At 65.5% G+C, this 19,193-nt stretch carries 9 protein-coding genes; all 9 read right to left on the bottom strand.

Annotation, left to right across the window (positions count from 1 at the left end):
* Position 1: 1 nt before the first annotated feature.
* Positions 2 to 1,492, bottom strand: coding sequence for a PepSY-associated TM helix domain-containing protein (locus JN756_RS15680; RefSeq protein WP_236255120.1), 1,491 nt, complete (start codon positions 1,490 to 1,492; stop codon positions 2 to 4).
* A complete protein-coding gene (locus JN756_RS15675) occupies positions 1,489 to 1,770 on the bottom strand; it encodes a hypothetical protein (RefSeq protein WP_201022257.1) in 282 nt (93 codons plus the stop codon). The genes JN756_RS15680 and JN756_RS15675 overlap by 4 nt, the downstream gene beginning before the upstream one ends.
* A complete protein-coding gene (locus JN756_RS15670; protein ID WP_017849090.1) occupies positions 1,770 to 3,842 on the bottom strand; it encodes a TonB-dependent siderophore receptor in 2,073 nt (690 codons plus the stop codon). The genes JN756_RS15675 and JN756_RS15670 overlap by 1 nt, the downstream gene beginning before the upstream one ends.
* Positions 3,843 to 3,984: 142 nt before the next feature.
* Positions 3,985 to 5,679, bottom strand: coding sequence for an ABC transporter ATP-binding protein (locus JN756_RS15665; protein ID WP_201022256.1), 1,695 nt, complete (start codon positions 5,677 to 5,679; stop codon positions 3,985 to 3,987).
* Entirely contained in the window at positions 5,676 to 7,403 is a 1,728-nt protein-coding gene (locus JN756_RS15660; protein WP_201022255.1) for an ABC transporter ATP-binding protein, read from the bottom strand. The genes JN756_RS15665 and JN756_RS15660 overlap by 4 nt, the downstream gene beginning before the upstream one ends.
* Entirely contained in the window at positions 7,400 to 8,449 is a 1,050-nt protein-coding gene (locus JN756_RS15655; RefSeq protein WP_108524098.1) for a Gfo/Idh/MocA family oxidoreductase, read from the bottom strand. Before JN756_RS15655 ends, JN756_RS15660 begins: the two co-directional genes overlap by 4 nt.
* Entirely contained in the window at positions 8,446 to 13,767 is a 5,322-nt protein-coding gene (locus JN756_RS15650) for a non-ribosomal peptide synthetase (RefSeq protein ID WP_201022254.1), read from the bottom strand. Before JN756_RS15650 ends, JN756_RS15655 begins: the two co-directional genes overlap by 4 nt.
* Positions 13,764 to 18,035, bottom strand: a complete 4,272-nt coding sequence (locus tag JN756_RS15645; protein ID WP_201022253.1) for a non-ribosomal peptide synthetase — start codon at positions 18,033 to 18,035, stop codon at positions 13,764 to 13,766. Before JN756_RS15645 ends, JN756_RS15650 begins: the two co-directional genes overlap by 4 nt.
* 155 nt (positions 18,036 to 18,190) lie before the next feature.
* On the bottom strand, positions 18,191 to 19,084 hold the full coding sequence (locus tag JN756_RS15640; RefSeq protein ID WP_017849084.1) for a helix-turn-helix domain-containing protein: 894 nt from the start codon (positions 19,082 to 19,084) through the stop codon (positions 18,191 to 18,193).
* Between the last annotated feature and the right edge of the window lie 109 nt (positions 19,085 to 19,193).

The following is a 19,193-nucleotide window of genomic DNA, read 5'->3' as shown; positions in this document are numbered from 1 at the left end:
CTCAGGCAACATTGGCGGCGGCAGCCCGTGCCGCACGCGTAAAAGAAATCAGGCGCCGCAATGCCCACAGGGCACTGGCCGCGCACAGCAGCAACACAAGATCGATGGGCCACAGCGGCACGCTGCCTTGTTTCAGGCTGCCGGCCAGGTGCAGCAGCGCCGCCGCCAGGAAGCCCAGGCCCGTCACGGCCAGCAGCAGGTGCAGAGGTTGACGCCTGGGGGGCATCAGGCAGGCCAGCAGCAGGCTGGCAAGCCAACCGCCCCAGAACCACCACGCCAGGTTGGCACTGCCCAGCGCCCCCGCGCAGAGCAATACCGCCGTGGCCGCCAGCAACCCGCCACCGCCGCCGATCACCAGGCGCAGTAGCACCTGCCAACCGCCGCCGGCCTTGAGGCGCCGACGCTCCAGCCACAGGTACAAGCCGCTGAGCACCAACCCCGCCGCCGCCAACGCCATGCCGAAATGCACGGCACGCAGCAGTGACCCGCCAACAGGCACCCAGCGGTAGTCGGCAAAGTGCAGCGGCTGCACCGCAATAAACGCCTGCAACCACAGACCGCGCCCGCTGGCGCTGCTGGAACCGACGGCGAGGCCGTCAGCGGCGCGATAGGCATGCCGTTCAAAGACGGCCGTACTGGGCAGGCCTTGTTGGATACCGCTCACTTCCACCCAGGCATCCGGCTCACCCCAGTGGTGCAAGGCGACGTTTTGAGCAGAGAACCCCGGATGGGCGACGGCGTCCTGGCGCAGCAACTGATCCAGATCGACCGCCGGCGCCGAAGCCGTTGTTCGGTCGACCTGCGGCGGCGCCCCCAGCAATTGCATGAACGCTTGCTGCGGCGCGCCCGGGAACGCCTGCGCGGCTAGCCCCAAGGTGCCGAGCGCCCCCAGGCCGGACAACGCGCCAGTGATACCAAACAGCAGCAACCAGAGCCCGCACCAACGGCCGATCAGGCTGTGCAAGTCATGGGCGAACACCCGTGCCCCACGGTCGCGCCGCAGGCGCTTGAGGTCTTGCAGGCGCCCACTGTGTAATGCACTGCCTGCCCAGATCATCAGCAACAACACCACGCCCAACAAGCTGATCAAAATCCGGCCGGGAAAACCGATGAACAGACTTTTGTGCAGGTTGAACAGGATATCCGCCGCGTTGCCTGACACCAGCTCACGGCCGCTGACGGGGTCCAAGGCGACCGTGCAGTCCTTGGGCGATGCACACAACTCGACCACCGAGTGGCGGCTGTCCGGCAAACGAATGCGCAATTCACCGAGCGCCAGGCCGCGCTCGCGAGCGATAGCCGGCCATTGCGCGACCGGTAGCGCCGGCCCGTGAGCCAACGCCGCCGGGCCGCGAAACCAGGCGCGCAAGTCTTCATGGGCCATGCTCCACGCCCCCGTCAGCAGGATCACGAACAGCAGTACCCCAAACACCCCGCCTGCCCCGGCGTGTACACGCTGAACCAATGCCCTCGGTGCGCCCATCAGGTTCATCGCCAGGCTCCATCCCAAAGCAGCCAGGGCGTAAACAGCAGCAGCCAGACGCTGGAGCGACACACCACGCGTTTGCGATCCGGCGCCAGCAACGACCACAGCAGTACCGTCACCAGAAACCCCAAGCCCAGGAACACGCCGGCATACAGCCGCTCCAGCCCACCGCCCCACGGATAATGCCGCGCCAGCAGGACGGCCAGTTGCAGGCTGCTGAGCACACTGCCCGCCAGCGCCAGACAAACGCGCAGCGGCCAGGAACCGAGGGCCGGCGCGGCCATCAGAACGTACCTCGCAGGGTCAGATTGAGGCTGCGCGGTTCGCCATAGCGGTTGTTCCAATTGACGTTGGACAGGCTCTGGTAGTACTTGCGGTCCGCCAGGTTGTTGCCGTTGACCGCGGCAGTCCAATGCTCGTCGATGCGGTAGGCGACCCGCGCATTGAGTAAGGCATAGCCGCCCTGCTCCAGGGTCACAGCGCCGGATTGGGTGGAGTAATCACTTTGCGCCTGCACGCCGGCACCGACGCTCCAGCGGCGGTCCTGCCACGGCAACTCGTACTGGGTCCACACCCGCGCCATGTGGCGCGGCGTGAAGCTGGCATAGCGCTCACCCGAAGCGTTGGTGTCCTTGAGGTACTCGGTGCTGGTGTAGGTATAACCGGCGGAGACGTTCCATTCGGGGGTGATATAACCGCTGCTCTCCAGCTCGAAGCCCTGGCTGCGCACCTTGCCGCCGCTGATGTAATAGGTGGTCGGCCCCACACCCGGGTGGTCCGGATCGACCTGCGGATTGTTCTCCAGGTCAATACGGAACACCGCCAGCGACACATTCAAACGCCCGTCCGCCAACTCGCCCTTGATCCCGGTTTCATAGGTCTTGCCCTCCACCGGCTTGAGCAGGTCGCCGCTCCAGGTTTGCCCGGTCTGCGGCTGGTAGACCTCGGCGTAGCTGGCGTACCACGACCAGTTCTGTGCAAAGTCCCAGATCAAGCCGCCATACGGGGTTATTTCCCGGCCGGGGGTGAAGTGGCTGGTCGGCGCGTTCTGGTCCCACCAACTGGCCCGGCCGCCGATGACCAGGGTCAGCGGATCGAGCAGTTTGTAGCGGGTCAGCGCGTAGACGCCCTTGGAGGTGGTCGTCGTGGAACCGGGCGATGTGTAGGCGCCGATCCCGGGTTTGGGCACACTGCTCGGGTCCCAGCGATAGACATTCACCGGCACGTTGAGCGGCGTGGTGAACTGGGCGGTGCGCTGCTCGGTTTCGCCGTGGCTGTAGTTGGTGCCCAACAGCAACTCATGGCTGCGGCCAAACAACGAATACGGCCCATTGACCGAGGCATCCACGCTCTTTTGAGTGCTGCTGAATTTATACGCAGCGCCCATCAAGCGACCGCCATCGCCGGTGAGCGGGTCAATGGCGCCAAAAGCACCGGCATAGCGCAGGCTTGAGTCGGCATCCTGGTATTCGGCGGCGACCTTGGCTTTCCAGTCGTGATCCAGTTGCTGCTCAAGAGAGCCGAACACCCGGCGCGTGGTCCACTTGAAGCGGTCCCAGTCCACGTCCAGATAGGTGGAGCGCGACAGGTTCAGGCTCGACCCGTCCTTGGCCATGGGCACGCCGGCCATGTTGGTCACCGAATCGATGGTCTGGTATTGCGCGCCCAGGGTCAGCAGGGTGTCGGGGCTCAGGTCGAATTCGGTGATGCCGTAGAGCAACTGGGTGTCTTGCTTGCCGACATCGTAGAAGTAGTCGCGATCCTCGTAGGCCGCCACCACACGCCCACGCACGTTGCCAGTCTGGGTCAGCGGCCCGCCGACATCCACTTCGCCACGGTAACGGTCCCAGGTGCCGCCGCTGAGGGTGGTGCTGGCGGCGAATGCCTTTTGTGGGCGCTTGCGCACCAGGTTGACCGTGGCCGCCGGGTTACCGCTGCCGTGCAGCAAACCATTGGAGCCACGCAGGATTTCGACGCGCTCATACACCGCCATGTCCTGAGGCGAACCGGCGGTTTCACCGAGCATCGCCGGCACGCCATCCAGTTCGAAAGAGTTGATCTTGAAGCCACGCACGTAGTACGCGGTGGTCAGCAACTGGAACGGCTGCACCGTCACGCCAGTGGCCTGCTGCATCACTTCATCGAGGCTGAACAGGTTTTGCTGCTCAATGCGCTCGTGGTCGATGACGCTCACCGACTGCGGCGTTTCCCGCAGTTTGAGCGGTAGCTTGCCGATGGTGGTCACGCCGGGCGGGGTCACCTCGCCCGAGGTGTCGTCACCCGCGACCTTGATGTCAGGCAATTGCACGGTCGCAATCGCCTGTGCCAACGGGCTCAGGCCCAGCACCAGCACCATCCCCAGTTGCGCCCCATTACGTTGGAAACCCCGCCCCGCCTTTGTTGCTCCCCGGTGTGACATTGCCCAGCCTCTTTATCGATAATAATTCGCATTAGTATCGTTTAAACGAACGCTGCGACTTTTCGATTAAGGGACTTTTTCAATGGCTGCCCGGCAGGTTTTGCTCGACGAACTGCGCATACCAGCGGTGCGTGGCCAGCAACTGCTCATGACTGCCGCAGCCGCTGACGCTGCCGCCTTCCAGCACCAGGATCTGATCGGCACCGCGCACCAACATCGGGTTGTGCGACACCAACACCACGGTGCGCCTGCCATGCAGCGCCTGCAGGCTGCGATTGACCCGTGCTTCGCAGCGCGCATCGAGGCTGGCGGTGGGTTCGTCAAGCAACAGGATCGGCGCCGGGGACAGCAGCGCGCGCGCCAGGCCGACCCGTTGCCGCTGGCCGCCCGAGAGTAATGCGCCGCCCGGCCCTACCTCACTGTGCCAACCCTGCGACAGGCTGCTGAGCACCTCATCCAATGCAGCATCCTTGGCGGCGTGTTGCAGTTGCGCAGGCGTGGCTTGCGGCCGGGCCATGCTGACATTCCACAGCAGGCTGCCGGCAAACAGTCCGCTGTTCTGGAACACTTGCATGAGGTGGTTGGCCAAGGTGTGTTCGCTTAGCTGGCGAATGTCCACCTGGCCGAGTCGTACTGCGCCGGTCTGCGGGTCCATGCCACGCCCCAGCAAGGCCAGCAGAGTACTTTTACCCGCGCCCGACGGACCGACAATCGCCGTGAACGTTCCCGGCGCGCAATGGATGTCCACATCCTTGAGCAACTGCTCGCCGCCTTCGCCGCAGATATTCAAGCCTTGCCCTTGCAAACTTGCATCCTGAGGCTGCTCTCCGGGGTGCGGGCTGTGCAGCGTCGGCACGGCCAACACCGTGAGCACTTGAGACAACGCCTGCCACGCCATACGTAAAGCCTGGTCCAGGTAAGCCAGTTGCGACAGCGGTTCGATGAAGCGCACCAGCAACACCAACACCGCTACCAACAGCGCGCCGGATAGCTGCCCCGCCGCCACCGCCAGCACGCCACCTGCCAACACCAGCGAAAACACCACCTGCACCGCCGCCGCAAAGCCAAGCCCGCTGGGCAACGCGCGGCGGTTGAGACGGTGCGTGGCCTGGTGTTGCTCGTGCAAGGCCTGACGCAACGCCAACTGGCCCTGGCTGGCATCACCGGCGCTGCGGATCAAGGCCTGTTGCTGCGCGAATGTCTGCAACAGCTGCCCGGCGCGACGGTCGACTTGCTGGCGCAGTTGCTCCAGCGCCAGGCTACGTCGCCCGGCCCAACGCAGCAGGGCGAACAACGGCAGATAAGCCAGGGCCAACGCCAGCGCCAAACGCGGTTCAATAAAGATCAGCCCCAGCACCACCATCGTCGGCGTCACCAGCGCCGTTACCAGCGGCGCCAGCAAGTGCGCCGGGATGCCCATGCTGTTGAACACCGGCCCGCGCACCAAGTCTTCCAACTGGCCCTGACGCGCCAATGGCAAGCGCGGCAGCTGTTGCACCAGTTGCGAGACCAGGCCGGCCGCCAACCCGGCTCCCGCCAGATAACCACGGCGCTGGGCAACGTAGCTGACCAAGGCCTGCAACAACGTCAGCCCCAGCAACAGCAGCACACTTGGCTGCACACTCTGTTGATCGAACCAGGCCAGTATCAGCGGCACCAGCGCCAACCCCGCCAAGCCATCCAGCACGGCGGCCAGTAGCATCCACCCCAGGGCGCCGCGCAGTACGCGCCGGGCCTGGTCGGGCAAATGACGCAACGGCGAAAGTACACTCATGACACGAACTCCAGTTGATCGGCCGTCGACATTTGCTCGTCCCACATCTGGCGGTACAGACCGTCCACGGCCAACAACTGTGCATGACATCCGCGCTGCACAATGCGCCCTTCGCAGAGCACCAGGATCTGCTCGGCATGGGCGATGGTTTCCAGGCGATGGGCGATGATCAGCCGCGTGCGCCCGGCTGCGTCGTCGCGCAGTGCAGTACGCAAGGCGCGCTCGGTCTGCGGGTCGGTGGCGGAGGTGGGTTCGTCGAGCAACATGATCGGCGCCCGCGACAGCAGCGCCCGCGCAATCGCCAGGCGCTGCAATTCGCCGCCGGACAGCCGCACATCATCGTCCACCACGCTGGCGTAGCCCTTGGGCAACCCCATGATCCAGTCATCCAGGCAGGCCGCCTTGGCCGCGGCGCGAATCTGTTTTTCACTGGCGTGCGGCTGATACAGGGCGATGTTTTGCGCCAGTGACAGGCGCAATGCCCCCGCCTGCTGAAACACCAGCGCCAGATGCTGCTGCAATTGGCGGCTGGCGATCTGCCGAACATCCACCCCGCCCACGCGCACATGCCCGCTGTCGACGTCCATAAAGCGGGCGATCAAACCGGCCAAGGTGCTTTTTCCCGCGCCGGACGGCCCCACCAGCGCGGTGGTAGTGCCCGGCTCCAGGCGCAGGTTGATCGCCTTCAGTACCGTGACATCACCCTGGGAGAAGCTCACATCGAGCATCTCCACGCTGGCGTCCCGAGGCGATTGCGGCGCGTCGGGCTCGATCAACGGCGGTGTACTCAACACCTCCTGTAGGCGTCGGGCACTTGCGCGCGCGTTGTTCAGCGCATCAAAGCCGTGCCCCAGCGCTAATACCGGCGCCGCCATGGCGCGCACCAGCAGCAAAAAGCCGCACACCTGCACGGCGCCCACTTCGCTCACGCCGATAAATAGTGTGCCAAGTACCACCCAGGCCAACAGCCACGGTGCGCTGAGCAGGACCTGGATCAGCGCAGCAAGATGACCGGCGCGACTCACCCAATGGCTGAAGCGCTGATCAAACTGCTGCACCGCCTCTTGCACACGGCGATGAATGCCCGCACTGGGAAATTGCCGGACCAGGCCCAGGTTGCCGGCGAACTGGCTGTAGTCGCTGAACAACCGCTGGATTGCGCCATTGCGCTGGGCCACGTCCTCGCGGTAATGCGCCGAGCCCAGGCGCCAATAACCCAACACGCCCAATGCCAACGGCAACAGGCACCAGAGCGCCAGGACACTGTTGCTCCACAGCAGGTAGGCCAGGGTGGCCATGGGAATCAACAGCAGGTTGACCAGGTCGGTCGGCGCATGGCCCACCAGTTGGTGCAAGGCCCGCACATCCTGCTCGGAGTAACGGGTGACGCCCTCGGGCCCCAGCCGTGCAAACCAGCCCAAGGGCAAGCGTTGCAGATGCTCGGCCAGGCGCACGCGCAGACGGTCACACAGGTCGGCGTCCACCTGATGGGTCAGGTGCAAGGCCAGGGTCTGGCCGCACAACCACAGCGCTGACGCCACCACCGCCACCACCACCCAGTTCAGTGCCGAAGACGCCAGCGGCGGCGCCTGGCGCAAGCTGTCCGCCAGTTGCGCCAAGGCTATCAGCGGCAGCAGCGAGCAGATCCCGGCGACGGCCTGCAACGCGATCGCCGCCCCTAAGCGCGCACGGAAAGGACGCAGCATTTCGCTCAAGTGGCTCATCGGACGTGCTCCAATGCCTGGGCCAGGCCGGCCGCCGGTAACGTCAGCGACGGCTGCTGCGGGAACCCGAGCGCCGCCGTCACCTGTTGCCATAGCCTCACCACTTCCAGGCTGCGCTGTTGCAGGCGCGCCAGCCCCACCCCCGTGATCAGCGGTTGCAATGCACTGGCCGCAGCTGTCGGCCAGACGCGGCGGTAAACCTGCGCCCAATCCGCCGCCGCGGCCTCCAACACTTCGGCGCACGGCAGCGGCTCATCGGCCTGCGGCCCAAACAGGTCGAACACCCCGTCGGCATCTTGCACCGGCGCACGCACGGCCGGCAGCCACAGCAACGGTCCGTGGGGCGAGGCCAACAGCAACGTGCCGCTGTCAGTGGCGATGCTGATGCGCTGCAGCCTCTGCATGCGCCCGTCATCATTGGCGGCCAACTCATTGAGCACGCGCAACGACACCGGCACTTGCGCCATGACCAGGCTGATATCCCGCCAGGCCGACAGCGCCGGTGCCACGCAGTCCACCGACCATGGGCCTACCGATTCCAACAGCGCCGCCAGCACATCGAGGGTCGCGTAACTCACCTGCACCGCGCAGTCGGCGTCGATATGGCGAATGCCCTGTTGACGATGCAGCTGCCGCGCCAGCTCGATGAACCGCGCCACGCACGGCAACTGCGGGTAGAAACTGTTGAGCAGGCAGCGCCGATGCAGGCGCGCCGCCGTGCTCAGCAAGTCTTGCAGTTCCTGGGGCAGCAACGGGTGCTCGATCAGCACATCAATGCCCCGCTCCATCAGCGCTTGCGCCAAGGCGGGGCCCTGTTCGCCCCTTGCTGCGCCGCCCACCGCCACGCAGGCCAGTTGTGTGTCGGCGGGTACGTGGGCCAAGGCCTCGAAACACGGCACTTCGAGATAGCGAGCCAGTGCGCGGGAGCGACGGCTGCCCTGCCCCAGCACCCCGACCAGTTCCAGGTGCTCGGCCGCAGCCACACCAACGGCGTAGAACTGGCCAAAGCGCGAGCCCACCACCAGGGTTTTCACAGGCATAGTCATGGGCGTTCCTCCAGCAAGTAACGACTCAGCCCGGCGTTCAAGCACTCGAAGTGATTGCCGCGCAGGGTCTGCACAGTCAGCGGCGCCAACGACGCCGCCTGCCACCAGGCCTGCAGAGCGGCCTGGTGATCGGGGATCAACGGGTTGGCGACACTCGGCACAAACAGGCGGATGGCGCCCACATACGGCGCGCCGTCGCTGTAGTGGCTGGCGCGCACGGAATGAGCGAACACCCGATACAACTGCTCATCGGCAATGCCCTTGGCCGCCGCCAGTACGCGGGATCTGAGCGCGGTGGCGTCCAGACCCAGGTGTTTGTCGAGCAACTGTTCAGCCGCCGGCAACCCCAGCGCAGCGGTGTCCAGCCCCAGGGTGCCGGCGAAGCTGTAGAGCATCTGCACTTCATCCTCCACCAGGTACGGAATGCGGTAGCTCGATACGATGTCCACCCGACGCACCTCGGCGCCCAATTGCAGCAGGGCCTTGGCCAGCTCCAGCGTTACCAGCCCGCCGGAGCAGTAGCCCAGCAAGTCGAAGCGGCGCCGGCCGCTGTCCCACAGCGCCTGGGCATACCGTTTGCCGAGGGTGGCGTTGATATGCTCCGGCGGCAGGCTCAGGTAATCGTCGCTGTCGTGCACCGCCAACCCCAGCAACGGGCCGCTGCCGGCCAGTTCGGCGATCAACCCGCGATACGGCAGCAGCGTGCCGAGCCCTTCATGCACCAGCACCCGCGCGGTGCCTTCACCCGCGGCCAGTTCCGTCAGCGCATCCACCCGCCCGCGCCCACCCAACGGCGCACGGCGGGTGTCCGTGGAGGGCACCACTGCGGGGGCTTCACTGCTCGACTCACTGCGCAAGCGCTGGGCCAGGCCTTCCGGGGTCGGCTGGCTGAGAGCCCAGCGCAACAGGCGGTCGAAGGGTTGCGCACGGGCCAATGGCTCTTGCTCGCGCAAGCCGGCGATCAATTGCGCGATCAGCAGCGAGTCACCACCGGCGCCGAAGAAATCCTGATCCGCCGACACCCCACTGCAATCGAGTACTCGCTCCCAATGCGCGATCAAGCGCTGCACCAGCTCATCCGCCACTTCCGTGCGCGCACGGCGTGCCGGTTCGAGCTGGCGCTGCTCGGCTTGGGTGGTCAGCGCGCGGCGGTCAATCTTGCCATTGGCGGTGACCGGCAAGCGGTCGAGTATCCGCACCTGCGCCGGCACCATATAACGCGGCACGCGCTCGGCGATGAAGGCCAGCAACGTCTCCTGGCTCAGTAATGGCCGGTCGGTTTTCACGCGTGCGACCAACAGGTCGTAGCCCAGCAGGTGCAGCAGGCTGTCGGTCGACGCCAGCGATTCGGCCTGGTCGCCGGCCTCGCTGTTCAGCCACGCCAGCCACTGGTCCGTATGCACGAACAGCTGCCCGGAGGTGGCGCGCACGTCCTGCGGCGTCTCCATCATCAGGCTTTGGCTGATGCTGATTTCGCGGTGTTCGCGGGTCAGTTCCTGGATCACCAGCCAGGCATCGGCTTGCAGCAATTGGCGTAACCCGGCGAGCAGGCGCGGTGTATCCAGGGCGTTGTTCAATGCGCCGGAGCTGAGCAGCAGGTCCAGGGACCCCGCGGCAAGCCCTTGTTCGCAGGCGGGTTTGTTCATGTCGAACGGCATGAAGCGCACCCACGGATACGCGGCAAAGCGTTCGCGCGCAGCGTTAAGGAAATAGCTCGACACGTCGGAAAACACATAGTCGATCTGCACCCCGTCCGCCACCAACGGCGCCAGCGCGGGGATGATCAGCGCACTGGCGGCACCGGTGCCGGCGCCCACTTCCAGGATGCGCCAGCGGCGCTGGCTCTGGCGCGCAACGATCGCGCAAACCGCCTCGGCCATGGCCCGATGCAGCACTTGGGCATGCTGGCCACGGCTGTACATCGCCTCGGCAATATGTGCCGAGCCCTGCGGGAACATCAGGCTTGCCGGGCTCAGGCGCCCGTCCAATTGCTCGGCCAGGCGGGTCGCGCTGGTGCGCAGGTAATCGACCAATTCCAGCGGCCAAAGACCGCTCGGCGCCAGGCGGGCGAACTGTGCCCAGGCATCGTGCTGATTCAGGTCAGCCGTGCTGACCTGGCAGCGCCAACCGTCATCGTCTGCACACAGGTAGCCGCTGTCGGTCAACAACGTCAGCCAATGCCGCAACAGGCGATGCTGACCCGCGTCGAGTTGCAAGGCCTGGCACAGCGAGTCGAATGCCACGGACTGCCCCGGGATCAGCAAGCCACTGCCGCCCAACCAGTGCAGCAACGACACATCCGCCGCCCGATCCAGCGCCGCCAGTGCTGCTTCGATGGCGGCGCGCGGGCCGAAATCCGCGTGTTCAAGGGTGTGGCGTGCCTGGCGCAGGACTTCGCCCAGCTGTGTGCTCAGGTGAGGCGCAGGCGCGTTGGTGTGCAGGGTGACGAAGCTGCACAGCGAACGTTCGTGACGCTCGCCGAGCAACACCGTGGTACTCGCGGCGATCTGCGGATGGGCCAGCCAGCCCGCGTCGATTTCCGCCAGTTCGATGCGGTGACCGCGAATCTTCACCTGGTCATCCTGGCGCCCAAGAAACTCGATCAAGCCTTCCGCGTCCAGGTAACGCCCCTGGTCACCCGTGCGGTACAGGCGACGCCCGCTGGCATGGGTGATAAACCGCTCGGCGCTGCGTTGCGGGTCTTCGGCATAACCCAGGGCCAGGCCGAGTCCGCCGATATGAATCTCACCACGCACGCCCACCGGGCACTGGCGGCCCAGCGCGTCGAGCACTTCCAGGGTCTGGTGCTTGAGGGCCCGGCCGTAGGGGATGCTCGGCAAGGCCGTATCTTCGGCACGAATGGGATGCTCCACCGACCAGATCGCCGCTTCGGTGGCGCCGCCCAGGCTGAACAACTGGCTTTCGGGCCAGCGTTGCCACCAGCGCGTCGGCAGCGTGGTGGGAATCCAGTCGCCGGACCACAGCACACAGCGCGGCCCGGGGATTGCGCCGGGCTCGGTCTCCAGGTAATCCACCAGCATCTGCCCTTGTGCGGGCACCGAGTTCCACAAGGTGATGCCGTGTTCCTGCATCAATTGCGCCCAGTGCGAAGGATCGGCGCCGCGCTCGGGGTCGGGCAGCACCACCTGCGCACCGACCGCCGTGGCGCCGAAGAAGTCATACACCGACAGGTCGAAACTCAACTCTGCCAGGCCCAGCACGCGGTCATCGACGTTCACCGCGTAGCGCTGGTTGATGTCATCGAGGGTGTTGACCACCGCGCCATGGCTGAGCATTACGCCTTTGGGCGTGCCGGTGGAGCCTGAGGTGTAGATGATGTAGGCCAGGTCCGCGGCCTCTACCGCCAGCGGCTCACGGGGTGGCCAATGCGGGTCGGCGGCAAGCGTATCGATGGCAATGCGCGGAAGTTCAAGGGTGTCCGGCCATGCCTGGGCTTGCAGGACAATCACCGCGGCAATCCCCGCGTCGCGCAGGATCGCCTCGCGGCGCAAGGCCGGTTGGCGGATGTCCACCGGCACATAGGCCGCGCCCATCTGGGTAATGCCCAGCACCGCCATCAGTTGCCAGGCGCTCTTGGGCAGCATCACCGCCACCCGCGCCCCCGGCTGCACGCCGAGCGCTTCAAGCGCCTTGCGCACCGCGGCGGCATGCTGGGCGACCTGACGATAGCGGTAACGGCCGTCGCGGTCACTGATCACGAGGGCATCCGGAGTTCGCCGCGCCTGTTGGGCGAAGCCGTCGGCGATATTGCGCGCTGGGGCGCTGGCGTGGATTGGCGGGTTTGCCTGCTGCGCGGGCAGCACGATATCGCCACGCGCTTGCCACAATTGCGGGTCGCAGGCCAAGCGTTGCAGCAAGTCGACGTAGGCTGCGAACATCTGCGCGGCCATGCCCTCGGGCAACACGCCGATGCGGACATCCCAGCCGATCTGCAAACCGCCGTATTGGTCGCTGACCTGGCAGTCGATCCACACTTGCGGGGTTTGGCTGATCATGTAGCTGGGCGGCTGCAACACACGCCCGGCATCGCCGAGCATGCGTTCGACGCTGCCGATGCCACTGGTGAACACCACCGGCATCAGGTCGGCGCCACGCCCTCGCACACGGGCCAGTTCGCGCAGTACCTCAACGCCGGTGAAGCGGCTGTGGTCGAGGTCATCGAACAGCTGCGCGCCGATACGCCGCGCACGCTGGACAAAACTGGCGCCCTCGGTGCCGTCCACCGCGAGCAGGCTCAGCGCGGTGAAGTCCCCCACGACCTGGTCCAACTGCGGGTGCAGGTTCGGCCGGTTGAGCACGGTGAGGTTCAGGCAAAAGTCCGGGCTTTGGCTCCAGCGCCCGATCACCTCGACAAACGCGGCCAGCGTCACGCCCGCCGCGCTGAGGCCTTGGGTGCTGGCGAGGGCGCACAGGGCGTTCCATTGCCCGCTGCTCAACACGCCATGCTGGTGGGCGAAACGCGTGGAGCCCAAGCCCGCGTGCTCGCTCAGCGGCAGGTCCGGACGCCCGGGCAGGCTGTCCAGGCGCGCCAGCCACCACGCCTTGTCGGCGTGCCAGGCGGCGCTGCCGCGCGCTTGCTGTTCGTGCTCGAGGTAGTCGCGAAAGGTCGCTTCCAGCAATGGCCAGTGGCGCGTCGGTTCCAAGTAGCGCTGGGTGAGTTCTGCCAGCAGCAGTTGCAGGCTGGCGTAGTCGAACAAGGTGAAATCCACCGAGCAATGCAGGATTGCCTGCTCGCGTCCCACGCTCAGTTCGGGCAGCAGGATCGGCCATTGATCGAGCGCATGGCAGGCATGGTCCAGGCGCTTGCGCACGCTGTTCAGGTGCGCCTCGAACGCCTCGGGCGTGGCGTCGCGGCGGTCATGCACCGGCAGCTGTTGCCATGGCACCTGGGCTTGCACACGTTGCTGATGGTTATCGACCACCGCGCGCAGCATCGGGTGACGTTGCACCACGGCGTTCCAGGCCTGTTCAAGGTGTCCGGTGTCGACGTTCGCCGGCCACGGGTATTCGACATACAAGTGGCAAGCATTGCCGCCATAGTCAAAGGCCGGGTTGCGCCCCAGTACATAGGCGCCCTGTACCGCGCTCAAGGCGAAGGGTTGCAGCGCCTGCTCCGGCTGTGCGCGCCATTGTTGGGGCGCGAGATGCACCAGCAGCGCTGGCCGCTGGGCGCGAATACGCTCCGCCAGGGCTGAGTCCAATGCGCCTTGCGGCGCGCGAAAATGCAGCTTGCCGTCAGTCGCCCAGAGTTCGATCTGGCGTTCACGGCAGATGTGCAGCACATCATCCAGGCTCATAACACGCCCTCCTCGATAGCCACTTCGCCGCTGCGCACCAACAGCGCGGCCATGCCTGCCAATGTCGGCTGCAGGTAGAAATCGCTCATGCGCAGGCTGGCGCCAAGTTGTTCACGCACGCTGGCCAGCAGCCGCGTCGCCAGCAGGCTGTCGCCGCCCAGGCTGAAAAAGCTCGCCTGGGCGCTGCGCACCGGCCGTCCCAGGATGGCCTCCCAGCACGCTGCCAGGGGCTGTAGCTCGGCACTGAGTTCGCCGTCTTCGTTGTTTGCCGGTTGCCTGCGTTGCAACGCGTCGCTGAGGCTGGCGTGCAGGCGCGCGCGGTCGATCTTGCCGTTGGCATTCAGTGTCAGGCGCGGTACGGACCACAGATGTTCGGGCCGCATCGCCTGGGGCAAGCGTTGTTGCAGCCATTGGTCGAGGCTTTCAGCGGTCAGGGTTTCATCCGCCGCACGCGCACTCAACAGCAGCATCGCGGGGTTTTGCCACAGGCATTCCAGGTGGCGAAAACCGCTCTGGCCGAGCAGGTGCGCCAGTTCGGCAGCGTCAGGCAATACCGGTGCGCGCTCATCCAGCAGCGCCGCGCTGACCAGCCGCAACGGCGAGTCGCGCAGCAGGTCGGCCAGCAACAGGCGGCCTTGCGGCTTGAGCAGTGCCTGCGCCAGATTCAGCCCATCGCCGGGCTGAGCATAACTGTGCAAGGCCGCGAAGCTGATCACCACGTCGTACTGTGACCAGTGTTCAGCGGGCAGCACGCCCTCCACCAGCAGTTGGCTCGCCACGCGCCGGCGCTTGCCCACGCTGGCCGCCAGCAGGCCGGGGCTGCTCTCGAACAAAGTAAGTTGCACGTCGCGCGAACTCGCATGGTTCAGCCATTGCTCCAGCAACTGCCCGCCGCGCACATCCAGCACCGCGACTTTCAGCGGTGTGCCGCGGTGTTGTTGGAGCGCCTGGCTCAGGGTGTCCAACACCTGGCGGCCCGCCGGCAGGTTCAACGCCATGGCCTGCGGTGCCAGCAACGGATCGAACAACACTTGCGAGGCGCCGTCTTCGGTGCGCAACAGCACCTGCAAGGCACCGACCATGCGGTGCAGATCCGCCTCGCGCCACCCTAAGTGCGCCAACGCGTCGTGCAGGCTGAGCGACTCGACATGCTCGGCCAGCCACTCGCGCCACGTGTCGAGCAGGGCGCTGGGCGGCGGGTCTTGCAGCAGGCAGCGCAACAGCTGCGCAGTGACCTGGTGTTCTGCGGCCAAGGTGTCGTCGAGCATCGAGACGGCCGGCAACGCCTGCGCCGATGCAGATTCAGGGCTGATCACCACGGCCGCGCCGAGGCTGCCGTTCAACACGGCGGCACAGGCGCTTTCAATCCGTGGGTGGGCGGTGAGCGCCGCTTCGATTTCCCCCAGTTCGATACGCTGCCCGCGCAGCTTGACCTGCTGGTCCATGCGCCCGAGAAACTCAAGGGTGCCATCAGCCCAGAAGCGCCCGCGGTCGCCGGTGTGGTACCAACGCCCGTGCTCATCACTGCGAAAGCGCTGTGCGGTCAGCAACGGGTCATTGCGATACCCCCGCGCCAGGCTTGCACCACCGATCAACAGTTGCCCGATCACCTGGTCCGGCACATCGCGCCCGGTGGCGTCCACCACCCGATACGCCTGGCCGGCCAAAGGCTTGCCATAGGGAATCGACGGCCAGTGGTCGGGGACCTCATCAATGCTTTGCAGGTTCGACCAGATACCCGCCTCGGTGGCGCCGCCCAGGCCATACACGCGGCACTGCGCGGTGGCGTGGCGCCGCAGGCGTGCGGCGAGGTCGAGGGCAATCCAGTCGCCCGACAGCAACACCGCCCGCAGGCTTCGGTAATCACAGGCATCGGCGCCGACGCCCAGGGCCATTTCCAGCAATGCCGGGGCCGAATTCCACAGGCTCACGCGGTGTTCGGCGATCAGTTGCGCCCAACGCGCCGCATCGCGGGTTTCTTCAGGTTGCAGCAGCACCAGGCGAGCGCCCTGCCCCAGCACGCCAAACAGATCGTACACCGACAAGTCGAAATCCAGCGCCGACACGGCCAGCAGGCAATCATCCGGCGTGACCTGCAGTTCGGCCTGCACCGCGTCGATCGTGTTGATTGCGGCGCCATGGCAGACTTCAACACCTTTGGGAATGCCGGTAGAGCCCGAGGTGTAGATCACATACGCGCTGGCGCGCGGCGATAGCGTTTTCGGCGCGGCCAATGGCGCGGACTGCTCAAGCACCGCCGGGTCAAGCCATTGCAGCGCGTTGCCCTGCGGCTGGTCGGCAATCACTCGGGTGATGCCCGCAGCCGATTCGATCAGGCTGCGCCGCGCAACCGGCTGTGCGGTGTCCACCGGCACATAGCAACCACCGGCCGCCAGCACGCCGAATACCGCGGCGATCTGGCGAGGCCCACGCGGCAGGCAGACCTCCACTGCCTCGCCCTGACGCATGCCCGCCTCAAGCAAACCCGCCGCTATACGCAGGGCTTGGGTGGCCAGATCGTTATATGTCCAGCGTTGCGCGCCGCAGATCAGGGCGAGTGCGTCGGGTTGTCGGGCACTTTGGCGAAAAAAGTCTTCGAGCAGGCCCCGCCCCGGCGCCAACGCCGGCAGGCTGTTCTGCTGGTCGCGGCGCGCCTGTTGCGCCAGCGGCAACAACACCGGTTGCGGCTGGTTCCAGTCGCTGTCGGCGAGACGCTGCACCAGCTCGACATAGGCGCTGAACATCGCCTGCGGCACGCCTTGCGGGAACAGGTCGGCAACGCTGTCCCAGGCCAGCAGCACACCGTCCTCAAGCCGATACAGTTGGTGGTCGAGCCACACTTGCGGGGTTTGCGAGAGCATGTCGTGCAGGTCGCCAAACACCTCGCGAAAGCTGGCGGGGACAAAACTCGAATCGCTCAGGTTGCAGGAAAACACCACCGGCGCGGAACGCGGATGACCTTGGCGACGAGCCTCACGCAGCACTTCCAGCGCGGGAAACGCCGCGTGGTCGATGGTGGCGTGCAAATCGCGCTGGTAGCGTCGGGCGCCTTCGGCAAACGGCAACTGCGGCGCGTCTTCACACGCCACCAGCAGCAAGGTGCTGAAGTCGGCAATCACCTGGTCGATGGATTGCTGATCATCGTGACGGTCGAACAACGGCACATTGAGCAGGAAGCTCGACTGTTCACTCCAGCGTGCCAACACCGCGTTGAACGCTGTGGCGAACACGCTGGGCAACGTCAGGCCATGGGCCGTCGCCTGGCGTTGCAGGCGTTCGGCTTCTGCGTGACTGAGTACGTAAGCCTGGCGGGTAAACCGTGGCGCACGGATCGATTCCGGGGCACAGGCCAGCGGCAGTGCGGGGCCGTCCGGCAACTGCGCAAGGCGTTCGCACCAATACTCACGATCTCGCGCATACGCCTCTGCGCGACGTTGGCGGCGCCGGCCCAGGTAGTCGGCAAACTGCACGTCCGGCGCGGGTGCAAGCGCGGCGGGCGCCTGATAGGCCTGGCCCAGTTGCGCCATCAACAGACGCAGGCTTTCCACGTCAACCGCCAGCAGGTCGACACTCAACCACACACGATCACGGCCTTCGGGCAACTGCACCAGGCCGACCAGCAACACCTGCCCCGCGTCCACGGCCAGGCATTCATGCGATCGCCATTCACGCAGCGCGTGCCAAGCGTCTTGCGCAACCGCTTGAGTGTGGTGGCGCCAATCCTGATGGTCGAAAACCGGCAATTGCGTTGCGCCAAGAATGCGTTGGCGGCCGTCGTTGAAACTGGCACGCAACATCGGGTGACGCGCCTGCACGCACTTGACTGCCGCTTCCAGGCGTTGCACATCGATGCCCTGGCAATCGAATTCCAGCCATGCGTGGCAACTGATATTGCCCAGCACTTCGGCGGGCCCGCGCCCCAGCCAGTACGCCTGTTGCACCGCGCTGAGTTCAAAACTGTCGTCGGCTGCGCTCAACGGGGCGACATCAGCCACCTCCACACGTCGCACCGCCTGGCCATGCAGCAGGCCAAGCCAGGCCGCGAGGCTGGGTTCGGCGCTGAGTTGGGCGAAGTCGACCCGCAACCCATGGCTGCGCAGGCGCTCCTGCAAGTACATCAGGCGGATGGAATCCAACCCGCAGCCCAAGAGGTTTTCCTCATCGCCCAGGCTGTCGATTTCTTCCACGGTAGCGCCCAGCAACTGGGCAAGGTGTTCGATCAGCCATCTGCGCAGTGCGGTGGTGTCTGCTGTTGTCAGCTCGCTCATGAAAAGCTTCCTGTGACCCGTCTAGATAAAGTCCCTGGCTCACCAAGATGGAAGCCATTCTCAATTGGAACTCTATCGCAAGCGGTTTTTCAGAAAGCGCTCAGGGCTTTAGATAAACAGGCCTTTTCATTCGATTCAGAGACACCGTGCCGTGATCAACGGATTTCGCTGGGCGATACACCATAGCGTTTGCGAAAGGCGATGGAAAAATGCGCCGGGCTGAATCCCACGCCATAGGCGACGGTAGACACATTGCTTTCCTCGTCGCTGAGCATGCGGTGGGCTTCGTTGAGACGATGTTCGTGCAGGTAGCCGAACACGCTGGTACCGAACACTTTGCGAAACCCCGCCGTCAGTTTGCGCGGGCTCATGCCCACGTGACTGGCCAGGGCGTTCAGGCTGGGCGGTTCGAGCAGCGAGCGCACCAGACGGTCCCGGGCGGCGTGTACACGCTCCACATCCGACGAGGTGATGCGCAGCTTATGCTCCGGCTGCCCGCGCTCACCGAGCAGGAACTGCGCGCTCAACGCGGTCAATTCCAGCGCCTTGCCACCCAGGTACAACGAGCGGCTCGGGCCCTGCATCGGGCATGTTGCAATTTGCGTGGCCAGTGCCTGCATCGCGCGCGGAGCCGGGCGCACCATCATGTACGGGTCGCCGCCGCCACTGCTGAGGAGCTTGCGCGGGGCCAGGCCGAGATGGCGGTCGAGGGATTCGAGGTCCAGCTGGACGATGGTGTAGCGCAGTGGCGTGGTGGTGCCGTAGATCTGCGACGAGGTGAACTCGCCGTCGTTGACGATGGTGCACAGGCTCGGCCCCTTGATCGACTGCTCGCTGTGCCCGGGGATGCGGCACGACAGCTCGCCACTTTGCACCAGAATCAACTTGAGGCCGCGCTCCAGCGGGTCCTCGACCCAGTTTTCGCTGTCTGACCACAACGTGCCGGTGACCAGGGTCATGTGCGGGTCCAGGTAGACCGTTCCGGGTTGGTTGCCCTTGGGCTCGGCCTGCGTCTCTTGTCGACTGGGGGCGATGATCGTAATAGTCATTGGGTTTTCCCTTGATCCTGAGGCCATTACGCGGGGCCTGACCTGAATGAGGAGGAGGCTTTTAAACCGTAAACCTCCCTGTTTATAGCCGCTGTGTATTTCACCTAAT

It is taken from the genome of Pseudomonas sp. Y39-6, from assembly GCF_023651955.1.
In the GTDB taxonomy this organism is placed as follows: Bacteria; Pseudomonadota; Gammaproteobacteria; order Pseudomonadales; family Pseudomonadaceae; genus Aquipseudomonas; species Aquipseudomonas veronii.
This window is presented reverse-complemented; position numbering and strand designations above follow the sequence as displayed.

What these genes read in the sequence shown, in the direction of transcription:
- JN756_RS15680 (WP_236255120.1), bottom strand. Translation starts at nt 1,492, where the DNA reads ATGAACCTGATGGGCGCACCGAGGGCATTGGTTCAGCGTGTACACGCC.
- JN756_RS15675 (WP_201022257.1), bottom strand. Translation starts at nt 1,770, where the DNA reads ATGGCCGCGCCGGCCCTCGGTTCCTGGCCGCTGCGCGTTTGTCTGGCG.
- JN756_RS15670 (WP_017849090.1), bottom strand. Translation starts at nt 3,842, where the DNA reads ATGGTGCTGGTGCTGGGCCTGAGCCCGTTGGCACAGGCGATTGCGACC.
- JN756_RS15665 (WP_201022256.1), bottom strand. Translation starts at nt 5,679, where the DNA reads ATGAGTGTACTTTCGCCGTTGCGTCATTTGCCCGACCAGGCCCGGCGC.
- JN756_RS15660 (WP_201022255.1), bottom strand. Translation starts at nt 7,403, where the DNA reads ATGAGCCACTTGAGCGAAATGCTGCGTCCTTTCCGTGCGCGCTTAGGG.
- JN756_RS15655 (WP_108524098.1), bottom strand. Translation starts at nt 8,449, where the DNA reads ATGACTATGCCTGTGAAAACCCTGGTGGTGGGCTCGCGCTTTGGCCAG.
- JN756_RS15650 (WP_201022254.1), bottom strand. Translation starts at nt 13,767, where the DNA reads ATGAGCCTGGATGATGTGCTGCACATCTGCCGTGAACGCCAGATCGAA.
- JN756_RS15645 (WP_201022253.1), bottom strand. Translation starts at nt 18,035, where the DNA reads ATGAGCGAGCTGACAACAGCAGACACCACCGCACTGCGCAGATGGCTG.
- JN756_RS15640 (WP_017849084.1), bottom strand. Translation starts at nt 19,084, where the DNA reads ATGACTATTACGATCATCGCCCCCAGTCGACAAGAGACGCAGGCCGAG.